The 11,293-nt window shown below is 52.9% G+C and carries 8 protein-coding genes; 1 reads left to right on the top strand and 7 read right to left on the bottom strand.

Annotation, left to right across the window (positions count from 1 at the left end; all coding sequences use genetic code 11):
* Positions 1 to 3: 3 nt before the first annotated feature.
* A complete protein-coding gene (locus AO268_RS29120; RefSeq protein ID WP_090412700.1) occupies positions 4 to 687 on the bottom strand; it encodes an HpcH/HpaI aldolase family protein in 684 nt (227 codons plus the stop codon).
* A gap of 452 nt (positions 688 to 1,139) precedes the next feature.
* Here AO268_RS29120 and AO268_RS29125 point away from each other — a divergent pair, with 452 nt between their 5' ends.
* On the top strand, positions 1,140 to 1,976 hold the full coding sequence (locus AO268_RS29125) for a hypothetical protein (RefSeq protein WP_076960958.1): 837 nt from the start codon (positions 1,140 to 1,142) through the stop codon (positions 1,974 to 1,976).
* Between the two features lie 210 nt (positions 1,977 to 2,186).
* Here AO268_RS29125 and AO268_RS33400 read toward each other — a convergent pair whose 3' ends face one another.
* The 6 genes from AO268_RS33400 to AO268_RS29155 all read right to left on the bottom strand — a co-directional run bounded on the left by AO268_RS33400 (position 2,187) and on the right by AO268_RS29155 (position 11,285).
* Complete coding sequence (locus AO268_RS33400; protein ID WP_257154479.1) at positions 2,187 to 2,432, bottom strand: hypothetical protein; 246 nt, start codon at positions 2,430 to 2,432, stop codon at positions 2,187 to 2,189.
* A 389-nt stretch (positions 2,433 to 2,821) separates the two neighbouring features.
* Positions 2,822 to 3,472: a response regulator gene (locus AO268_RS29135; RefSeq protein WP_186353216.1), complete on the bottom strand. Its 651-nt coding sequence runs from the start codon at positions 3,470 to 3,472 to the stop codon at positions 2,822 to 2,824.
* Entirely contained in the window at positions 3,469 to 5,763 is a 2,295-nt protein-coding gene (locus AO268_RS29140) for a hybrid sensor histidine kinase/response regulator (RefSeq protein ID WP_099170658.1), read from the bottom strand. The genes AO268_RS29135 and AO268_RS29140 overlap by 4 nt, the downstream gene beginning before the upstream one ends.
* A gap of 55 nt (positions 5,764 to 5,818) precedes the next feature.
* Positions 5,819 to 8,677, bottom strand: a complete 2,859-nt coding sequence (locus tag AO268_RS29145; protein ID WP_099170659.1) for a response regulator — start codon at positions 8,675 to 8,677, stop codon at positions 5,819 to 5,821.
* A 95-nt stretch (positions 8,678 to 8,772) separates the two neighbouring features.
* Positions 8,773 to 9,990 carry an EAL domain-containing response regulator gene (locus AO268_RS29150; RefSeq protein ID WP_076960963.1) on the bottom strand — a complete coding sequence of 406 codons (1,218 nt, stop codon included), beginning with the start codon at positions 9,988 to 9,990 and terminating at the stop codon, positions 8,773 to 8,775.
* A gap of 140 nt (positions 9,991 to 10,130) precedes the next feature.
* On the bottom strand, positions 10,131 to 11,285 hold the full coding sequence (locus AO268_RS29155; RefSeq protein ID WP_099170660.1) for a fimbrial protein: 1,155 nt from the start codon (positions 11,283 to 11,285) through the stop codon (positions 10,131 to 10,133).
* Between the last annotated feature and the right edge of the window lie 8 nt (positions 11,286 to 11,293).

Genomic DNA, 11,293 nt, shown 5'->3' on the forward strand with positions numbered 1-11,293 from the left:
ATGTTACTGCTGGAGAGAATGTAGGCGGGCTTTCAATGCGTTATGCAACAAGCCCCTGTCTTCACCGGCCAGAAAGCTGCGGACCCCACGAGCGCGCCACAGCGCGTTTTGTTCGGGGGTGCGGGGATTGGCGCAAAACGGTATTCCAGCGCCAAGACAGGCATCGGCCATGCCTTGCAGCGCTTGCCAGACTTGGGGGTGGAGCGGGGCGGGCCCTAGGTCGAGATCGAGCGACAGATCCAGTGCTCCTTCCATGATCATGCCGACCCCTGGCAGTTGCAGAATCTCGCTGAGCGCCTCGACCCCGGCGCGGCTTTCGATCATGGGAATAATTGGGGCCTGGCGATTAGCCAGATCAATGTATTCAGGTAAAGGCAGGCGGCCGAATCCGGTGATACGCCCACCGGTTATTCCGCGTTTTCCCAAGGGGGGGAAGAAGGCCGCTTCGATGGCGCGCTGAACTTGCGCAGCACTTTCGATACGTGAAAGAACAATGGCTTCAATGCCAGCATCCAGTGCCCGGCCAATCAGTTTTTCGTCCACTTGCGGCAGGCGCAACCAAGGCGAAATGCCAGCAGCCTCACATGCGCGGATGCAATGCATGATGTCTTCTTCGGAGCGCAGCAAGTGTTCAAGGTCGAGAATGACGAAGTCATAGCCCGCAAACGCGAGCATCTCGCAGAGCATGGGCGAGGGCAGAGAGTTGAGTACTCCGTAGACGCTTTTTCCTTCGTTTAATCGGGAAAATACCTGGGAGGTTCGTATCACTGGCACAGGTCCTGTCGGCTCGGATGAGGTTGCTAATAATAATTATTCCCAAACGTAAGTAAACAATTTTTATGTGACCGTTAGGTGATATTTATAACGAACCCTATAGAACCGCTCCTGCTGAATGGGGCTGGGTTGGCTGCACCCTATGCAATTTGGGGGTTGAGGGGCTAAAGCGAGACGGCCTTATAGGCAATCTGATCGTTGACGCGTACGCGTCACCGTCAGGGAGGAGGGAGCTAGAACAAGGAGGGCCCAGGCGAAACCTCAGTGTTGGTGATGTCGTGTGGGTTCCGACCAGTGTAGTGGTTGGAACCTGTCAGTGATCATGGCTAATATGCGTCGCTACGCGGATAAGGACATTAGAAGACATGTTTCATCAAACTCACCTGCAGCGTTACATGCCCGGAGAGCGAGCACTAAAAGTTCTAAGGGACGAGGGGTTGTATCTCCGGAGGACAGACGAATATCCCGACGACCCCACCGAAGGTGATCGTGAGCACTTTGGGCACAACGAAAAGCGTATTCTGGAAATTTTGAATATGAAGGTGCCTGAGGCGTTGCGGCTGTCTCAGCAAGAGGCTGCGAACCTCACTCACGGTCAGATGGTCAGTGAGAAAAAAGACCAGTTTATCCAGAGTTGGTATTGGGATAAGCATATGTCTCGATTCATGTGGGATAGTTATGGGGGCTACGCAAAATCAGCCGATTGCGTCCTGTTTGTGGCTGATAGACTCAAGCTTGGAGATTATTTGGATCACGTACTGCCCATCGGATATAGATTTGAACCCGTTAGGTATGTTGTGAATAAACAAGGTCAGAGAGAAGCCTTTTTTACAAAAGATCCTAAGTTCGGTGTTGAGAGAGAGTATCGCGTAGCTCTTGATGTCCGGCAGTTGATATTTTTTAATCAGAAAATTCTGCCAGACTTCAAGTGGATTAAACGGCATGAAGGGCTCGATGTTTCTAAGGATGGCAAAAACTATCGTAATGGTGGCGTGGCCTCCGAGAAGCTATTCCGATATGTCGACGAGTCTGGTTTTATTCTCAGCGCACCATTCACCCAATTGCTAGCAGCCGTTCTTATACCAGAAGATGCTAGCAGCGAATTCGTGACTCGACTCGATGAGCTACTTCTCCTTAAAGGGTGCCAACTCAAGGCTCAGCGAGTCAAGGTTCCCGAGTCGGAAGTGGCGTGTGACAGCTAATCGGATGCGTCTGCTGAGCCCGCAGTTGTGTTGCAGCTTCTGCGCTGGTGTCTCACAAGTTGAGTACGAATTGGCGGTGGGCGTCAGAGGCAGGTTTGTAGAATCAGTGGTTTAGGCGGCTCAGGAGCATCTCTGACATATTCCTTTATTTAACATAATATACATTATGCGAAGTATCATATACGGAGCTGGCGGGCTCTGTGGTCAGATTTAAAGCCTGGCACTGACTGGTTGACGAGTCATTTCCTCCAGCACCTGATCCAAGTGCGGCGCGAGCTTCAACACATCCAGGTCAACGGCTTGAACCGAGTTGGCTTCATATGGATACCGGGTGCCAACGAAAAGCTTCGAGCTAGCCGTGATCCATTTTTCCAGTTGAAAGCCTGGAGCCAATCTCTTCGATGTTTCACGCAGTTGGTTAGCCAGCTCAATAGGAATAGCGTTGTACAGATCCATCAGGCCATGCCTGTTTCCTGGCAAGCCGGCGACCAAACCTTGGAAATCGAGGGTCAGCCTCAACAAGGAATGACTTTAGAAGCAGCTCAGACGCGAGCGCCGAATTCATCACGGCTGGCCAGTAGAGATGGAAATCACCGTTTGAGGCACCTTGTTCGAGGATCTGTGCGGCCCTCAAAAAAGCACGCGCTTCCTCGATAACCCAGGTACTCGGCAAACGCTCATAATCCATAATTCATTGCCCTTTATAGTGAATATAAGGATGACCTACCCTCCTCCCTTAATAACTATTAAATATAACTAAACTAAATGACTATTTAGATGAGTTAACTCCAAACCTTAAATACTTCCCACCCTGCTTTTAATTTCATCGTTCATCCAGATGGCTATCAAAGCAGGCCGTTTCGTAACGCGTACTCGTATAACTCCTTGTCATTGGCAACCCCCAGCTTTTGCTGAGCTGATATTTTTTGATGGCTGATGGTTTTCACACTTCGATTGAGCATATTGGCGATTTCAGAAACCGTGTGCCCGTTCACGAATAGCCGCATGACCTCCGACTCTTTACTCGACAGTGCCTTTTGCCCCCCGTCCCCACGCGAATTCAAGTTGTTGACCTTGACTTCATTTAGCAGGGCCTGGACCGCAGCACCTATGTACTTTCTGCCTTGGACAACAGCCCGAATCGCATCAACAAGGTTATCGTGTCCGCTACTCTTGAGCAGTACACCCTCTGCCCCGGCAGTAACGATATTGTCCAATATTGATGGATTGGTCATCATGGTAAGAATGATCAATTTGACGTCTGGATAGCGCCGCTTGACAAACGAAACCAACGTCAACCCGTCTCCATGTTTACCGCCAGGCATGTAAAAATCACTGATCAAAACATCGGGCTTTACTTTGTCCATCAACTCGACCAAGGCAGTCGAGTCTTGCGCCTCCCCTGAGACTTCAATGCCGGGTTCATTTTCAAGGGCCATACGAACCCCAAACAAAACAATTGGATGATCGTCTGCCAGAACCACTTTAAGGGTCATGATGACGCCTCCAATATAGGATCCAAATACTCCTTCAAACGACCCAGGCACGGGTCAACCCGGGACAGGTGACCAGAAGCGGCGATCTCTTCAAGGTGCGAACAAAACTCTGCCGCGTCCATAGCGCCGATCGTCACCAGGGCGCCCTTGATGCGATGGGCATACTGAGTGACTGCCGTGGCATTACCCTCTGACAGTGAGTTCATCATAGCCGCCCAATCGTGCCTGGTTGTTGAAACAAACAAATCGCGCATGGCCGGTTTGATCTCGTCCAATTTTGCCATCACATTGGCCTTTGAGCCCCCTGCAATTGAAACGCCAACGGCTTGCAATGCCTCTCGTAGTGCCGCGAGTGAAACCGGTTTGACCAGATAATCATCCATGCCCGCCTGTAAGCAGCGCTCTCCTTCCTCGGTCTGGGCATTGGCGGTCACCCCGACAATAGGTACGTTGACCCCTTCTGCCCGTAGCCGCCGGGTCAACTGGTAGCCATCCAGTTCTGGCATGTTCACGTCAGTCACCACGATGTCGAAGTGCTCACCACGGTGCCAGCGTTGCAAGGCTTCACGACCATCCGAGACCATCGTGACCTGGTAGCCCAGTTGCTGCAGTTGTTCGGTCAGTACCAATTGGTTGATGGGATGATCTTCAACCGCCAACACGTGCAACGTCTTGAGCACCGCAGGCACTAAGACCGGTGATGCCCGGACCCCGCCGGGCTCCTTTCTGGCCGCCCGTTGCAAGGCTTGCAGAATTCCGTGCTGGCACATACTGCTCACATGCCAACCGTCTTCATGCCATTCCGGTGTTGGCGCACCTTGCGGTTCAAGCCAGACAATGCCTGCAAACCGGTTGTCCAAAGCTGTTTCTGGTCGGTGCGGCCAGGTCACCAACAACAGGTCGTGGTGTGCTGAGTCCGGTAGGGTTTCGGTAAGGAGCTGCGCCTGGCCGTCGGCATGCTTGACTAGCGCAAGCAATGTTTCAAGTTGCTCGTTGGCGCCCGCAGACACGTGGACGATAGGCAGCCCTGCCAGGCTGGTCGGTTGCAGCTTTTCGGCAATCGCAAGCTCAAGCAATAAGGTAAAGCTGCTGCCCAGGCCCAGCTCGCTGACCAGTTCTATTTTCCCGCCCATCAACTCCATCAGCTTGCGGCAAATCGACAACCCCAGCCCCGTCCCCCCAAAACGCCGGGCCGTGGAATTATCAGCCTGGATAAACGGTTCAAACAGCTTGGCCTGCAAGGTATTACGGATGCCAATACCCGAATCCGAGACCTGGATCCGCACATCGAGTTGGCCAGCCGTATTTTCCGTGCCTTCGATCCGTATGACGATCTTGCCGCTGTCAGTGAACTTCACCGCGTTACTCAACAGATTACTCAGCACTTGCTGCAGACGGTTACGATCCCCTGTGAGCAGCGGTAGATCCGGTTGTAGACAGCAATATAACGCCACCCCTTTTTTTTGCGCTAAAGAGACGAAGCTCCTCGCCACACCCTCAGCCAATTCAACAAGATTGAACGGTGCAAACTCCAGAGTCAGCTGATTCGCTTCAATCCTGGAGAAGTCCAGAATGTCATCGATGATATTCAGCAGGTTACTGGAGGAATGTTCAATGGTGCTGAGGTAGCCTCGCTGCTGTGGTAGCAGCGTAGTGTTTGCCAGTAGCTCCAGCGTGCCCAAGACGCCGTACAAAGGGGTGCGAATTTCATGACTCATCATCGCCAGGAAGGTTGATTTAGCCAAGCTTGCCTCATCGGCGGCGTCTTTGGCCGAGGCCAGCATCAACTCCGCATTCCTGCGCTTATTGTCATCGCCAAACGAACAAAACAGTGCCGGCTCGTGGTGATACTTAACCTCGACCAGGTGAGCCAGAATACGCACTGAGCACCCGGTGCCCGGCCTTTTGGCATCAATTTCAAGGAGATCGGTTGCAGTTACCTCCTTGTCAAACAGCATCAAAAAATAGTCGCGCAACCCCCAGCGCCGCCCTTCGTACTCGACATCAACGGTTATCAGCTCGCCAGACAGCTCGTTCTGAATCAGTACTTCACCATCGCTCTTGCGCAGCAGGCACAACCCCACCAGCGATCGATCCATCACTACCTGGACCAGGTCACGCACTTCAAGCATGTTCATTGAGTCTGGCTGTTCCGAAACAGGTATTCGACGCCGAGCTCTTCTTGCTGCCCACACGGCACTCGCCAGCCCCAACGCCAGCGCGCATGACGAGAAAATAATGGCTAGCCAATTCACTGCGCCCTCCTCAATGAGTGTGACCTGATCAAACATTGCTCAAACTCTTGGCGTAGACCACCTTTCTCTGGTGTCGTCGGTGAGTCACCTGCTAGCGCAACCCTCCAATTCGCAGGAGTTCCTGCTTGAGCCCCGCCAGGGAAACAGGCTTGGCCAGATAGCCGTCCATACCTGCCTGCAAGCAGCGTTCTGTTTCGTCGGTCTGGGCATTGGCCGTCACGCCGACGATCGGCACTTTTATTCCCTCTGCCCGTAATCGTCGGGTCAACTGGTAACCATCCAGTTCTGGCATGTTCACGTCAGTTAAGACCACATCGAAGGATTCACCACGTTGCCAGCGCTGCAAAGCTTCACGACCATCCGAGGTCATCGTTACCTGGCAGCCCAATTGCTGCAGTTGTTCGGTCAGAACCCGCTGGTTGATGGGGTGATCTTCAACCGCCAGCACGTGCAACGTCTTGGGCACCGCAGGCACTAAGACCGGTGATGCCCGGACCCCGCCGAGTTCATTTCCGCCCGCCCGTTGCAGGGCTTGCACAATTCCCTGCTGGCACAGACTGCTCACATGCCAACCGTCTTCACGCCATTCAGGTATCGACGCACCTTGCGGGTCAAGCCAGACGACACCTGCAAATCTGTTTGCGAAGGTCATTTCAGGCCGGTGCGGCCAGGTCACGAGCAACACGTCGTTGTGTGCTGACGCGGGCAAGACTCCCGTCAGGGGGTACGCCCGGCCGCCGGCATGCTCGATGAGCGCGAGCAATGTTTCACGTTGTTCGTTGGCACCCGCCAATACCTGGACGGTAGACAGTCCCGCCAGGCTGATCGGCTGCAGCGTCCCGGCAATCGGTAGATCAAGCAACAAGCTAAAGCTGCTCCCCAGGCCCAACTCGCTGACCAGATTGACTTCTCCCCCCATCAACTCCACGAGTTTTCGACAAATTGATAACCCCAGCCCCGTCCCCCCAAAACGCCGGGCCGTCGAATGGTCAGCCTGGATAAACGGTTCAAACAGCTTGGCCTGCGACGCTTTTGCGATGCCAATGCCCGAGTCCGAAACCTGTATCCGCACATCGAACCTGCCTGCCGCATTTTTAACGCCACCGATACGAATGACGATCTTGCCGCTGTCGGTGAACTTCACCGCGTTACTCAACAGATTACTCAGCACTTGCTGCAGACGGTTGCGGTCCCCAACAAGTAGCGGTAAATCCGGTTGCAAGCAGCAGTACAGTTCCACGCCTTTTTTTTGTGCCAGCGATACGAAACTTCTGGCCACATGCTGTGCAAGTTCAATCAGGTTGAATTGCCCCAACTCCAAGGCGAGCTGATTTGCCTCAATCTTGGAGAAGTCCAGAATGTCATCGATGATGTGCCGCAGGTTACTGGAGGAGTGTTCGATGGTGCCCAGATAACCCCGCTGCTGCGGTAGCAACGTCGTGTTTCCCAGCAACTCCAGTGTGCCCAACACGCCATACAACGGAGTACGAATTTCATGACTCATCATCGCCAGAAACGTAGATTTGGCCGCATTGGCCTCGTCGGCGGCTTCTTTGGCGGCAGCCATCATCAATTCCGCACGTCTGCGTTCGCTGTCATCGACAAATGAACAGAAAAGAACAGGCTGATCGTTGTATTGCAACTCTGCCAACGAAACATGAATGTAGCGTTGGGTACTTTCATGAGGGGTAAATGTTGTCACACCCGTGCGATAGGACGTTTCACCGCCTTTCAGCGGGACACTCATAAAGAACTCACGCAGGCTTGCACGGCACCCGCCCATTTCGACATACGATGCGAGCATTGCCTTGGCTTTTTCACTCTGAAGCAATAATTTTCCACTTTCCCGGCTGAATACGCAGATCCCGACTGGGGCCAGTTCCAACATCGTACGGTTGAACGCCTCTCGCTCCATAAGTTGTACGGCCTGCTCTTGTGCTGGAAGAAACACTGCGCGGCGCACGTAGCGCATGACAATATAAGCCGACCCCAGCGAAGCAATAAAAACCAAACAGCCGAAAACCACCGAATAACGCACCTGCCACAACACATCACTATAACTTGCATAATAAACAACCCAGCGCTGCCCGCCGCCCAATTCTTTTTTCAATGACACTTTGAATACAGGGGCGCCATAGCTTTCAAAACCGTCCCCCTTATTGTTCATCGCATTCAAAAACTCAATAGTACGATGGTCGTTCAAGTCCAGCTCTGGAACGCTACTTATTATTCGCCCGTTCTTATCAAGAATCATGTACTTGATACCCAACTGCGGCGCCGCGTTCATTTCGCTCATTATTGATTTTTGAACGCGCGCATGAGGCACCTCTATTCCGAGCCAGGCATGCGGCATCAGTCGCGATGAAACCGGTTCAAAGATATATGACTTTTTCTCGTTGCCGGTCCCCAATTGAAATACGTGCAGCCCATTCTCCAATTGTTTGGATCCGTCAACATCCTGAAGTTGCTCAGAAATCTGTTTTAGCTTATTGCTATTACTTGTATCGGATTTGAATACATAGCGTGCAACGCCCGCGGCCATGTCAACGCAAATGATATTGACATTCGACTCGCGAAGCTCCTTACGCATCTGCGCAGACAGATTTAATATTCCATTATGGCTATCTGGCGCCGGCAAGGGCTGCAAATAAAAGCGCTCTTTTCCCGGGTTTGAAGCGGGAGCAGCCAAGCCGCTTACAAAATTTACACTTTTGATCATCCCAGCAAGCAGAAGCTCATTTTGTTCAAAGAAGTCTCGGCTTTGAGTGTAACCGTTATTAAAATTCTTACGGTACTCCGAGGCTTCGGATATCACCGAAACATAAAAATACATGACGACAGCGCCCAGTACCCCGAGTATAAATGCAATCGCTAGGCAACCAATCAGCTTATAAGCAAATTTCGGATGTAAAACCCAATTATCTGGAAGGCGTTCAGTATGCTTCATCATGACGAAATACTATTCGCCGAACCAAACCTCTAGAATGAGAGGATTCTTAAACTCAAGCAAAAAACAGGAGGCCGCAGGCTTCGCCCCTCCACCATTCAACCAAGCAACCGCTGCTCCAGCGCCGACGCCGTCATGGGTTTGCTAAACAGATAACCTTGCACAGTACGGCAGCCCAGTTTTTTAAGCAGCGCCAAGTCCTGAGGGTCTTCAACGCCCTCTGCAACCACTTTTATATTTAACCGTTCAGCCAGGGAAAGGCTGCTTTCAAGGGCGGCCTGAGTGACAGGGTTCTTATGTGCACCGTGAACAAATACACGATCTATCTTGATTTCGTCGAAGGGTACCGACATCAAATTCAACAGCGACGAGTACCCTGTCCCATAATCGTCAATAGACAACTTGAAGCCCTTTAATTTGAGGCGTGCCGCCCCTGCAAGGTAGTCACTGTAGTCGTCGGTCTCGGTCGTCTCGGTCAACTCCAGCATCAGTGTCGCCGGGTCGCCTCCACACTGTTCGACAATCGCCAGTAAACGCTCGGGAAGCGACTCCTCCGCGAGCAATGAAACAGGAATGTTAAACGACAAGGTGAGCGGCCAGCCCATCTTGCGCCAAGCACTCTGGGCCCTCAGGGCTTTTTCCAACAGCATCGAGTTAAGGTGGTTGATCCAGCCCGACGAGATGATGGTGTTCAAGAATACCGAGGGCAACAGAATGCCTCTTGAAGGATGATTCCAGCGCGCCAGCACCTCGACCCCAACGATCCTGGAGGTCTCAAGATCATGTTGCGGCTGATACCACGCGGTAAACTGTTTGCCGATCAACCCTTCCAGCACGTCCACAGAGTCAGTGGGCATCGGTGATGAGACTGCGCCGGGCGACGCCACGGCCAACAGGCTACGTGTGCTATCGAAACCACGCATGGCAGCGCTGAGCTCGCCCGTATCAAGCGGTTTGCTCAATGCACTCAACTGCCTGAAACCCAATGAGCTGGCCAGGCGCTCTACCAACTGAATAAGCGCGACGGGTTGTGACGAAAGCACGACAAGATCTGGCTTTTCGTTCAGCTCCGCCAGGCGCTTGATAAATACAATCCCGTCCATGTCGGGCATGGCCAGATCGCAGATAATCAAGTCGTAGCGCTTGACCCTCAGCATCTCCAGGGCCTGAATGCCATTTGAAGCACACTCCACCTCAACGCCGATGTCTGTACGCAATTGTTGCGCCACGTATTCGCGCTGAAAAACATGATCTTCGACCAAAAGTACAGAGGTTGACTCTGCTCTGTGTCTGTTCGATGCATCGTACTGACTCATACATTGCCCTCGGTGGGTTACCCGTTACTGGTTAAGTATTCCTGCATGCGCCCTGCTTGTGTCCTGCATGCACGATCGACATGCCCTTAGCCTAAGCGTTGGTCTGACGGGTAAAAATGAGACAGTTCGCAATATGCCTTTTACTGATAGTCAATGGTGAACTCGATCAGTGAGTTGGCCGTGCCCGCAGTGACATTGGCCTGTGTCTGGTAATAGGCCGCGTCCAGTCCGATCTGATAATTACCCGCCATCCCGGTGTAACCGGAAAAGCGATAGTTCATCTCAAACCCGACCACGGTCCCTGCTTGCGTCGTCGTGATTTGCAAGCCGATCCCACTGGCCGCCCCTGCCCCCGGTGTCAACTGTGCGACACCGTTTGCGATGTCCCCGACGCTGCCACTGACCGGGTGCAAAGTGAACCTGATCGTGCCAATACCCGCCGGGCAATCGTTCAATGGGAGAGTGAAGCTGCGTTTTCCGACAGTCGTGCCGACGCCCTTAAACTCTGATGCCGAATGGACCCCCATATTCACGGATACGTTGGTCGTGGGTGTACAACCAAGAACTGGAAATGTGGATTTGAGCTGGGTCAAGGTGATGTTGTTCGTACCGAATACAGCCCCGTTGTATTGAATCGTAGTAGTACCAATGGTCACAGCACTTTGCGCAACGAGGGTGCTTCCTGCGGCAATGGGGCCGATCTTGACGTAGCGTGCACTGATTGCAATGCCGATATCCGTTTGTTGGTACGCCAGTGAGAAGTTCCAGGCCGGTGCTGAATTGTTATACGTGTTGGTCAACGGCACATCAGTGGCTGGCTCATAGACCGTACCGGTGTAATTTCCCGAGCTATCGGCAGTCCCGTAGATCGGATGCCATTGAAATACGATGCCAAGCCCGCTGACCCCGGTCTTGAACACGCTGTAAGTGACCCCGTCAAGGGTCAGCGAGGACGGTGAAGCCAGTTGCCCGGTGCCCCTGAGCTGTGGTCGTAACACATCGCCCGTAGAGGCATAGCACCACCAGTTTCGGAATGTTTTGTTGTACCCCGACCAGTCACCGATCCAGCCGTTGACTGGCGTATCCGCCGACGAGGTGATGACATTGCCACCGATCGTGACGGGAACAGTCGGGTCCAGCGCATAGCCGCCCCCACACTGATAAGCCTGTGCGATACCGCAACAGAGGATCAACGACACCGCGAGGATCCAGCGTTGAAGATGGGCGCGAATAGCCAGTGCCGGGCTTGGCAAGCTGACAGCGGTCTGGTTCATATTGAGGGTTTGCACAAGCATGACTCTCC

This window comes from Pseudomonas sp. ICMP 8385, from assembly GCF_002699915.1.
In the GTDB taxonomy this organism is placed as follows: domain Bacteria; phylum Pseudomonadota; class Gammaproteobacteria; order Pseudomonadales; family Pseudomonadaceae; genus Aquipseudomonas; species Aquipseudomonas gessardii.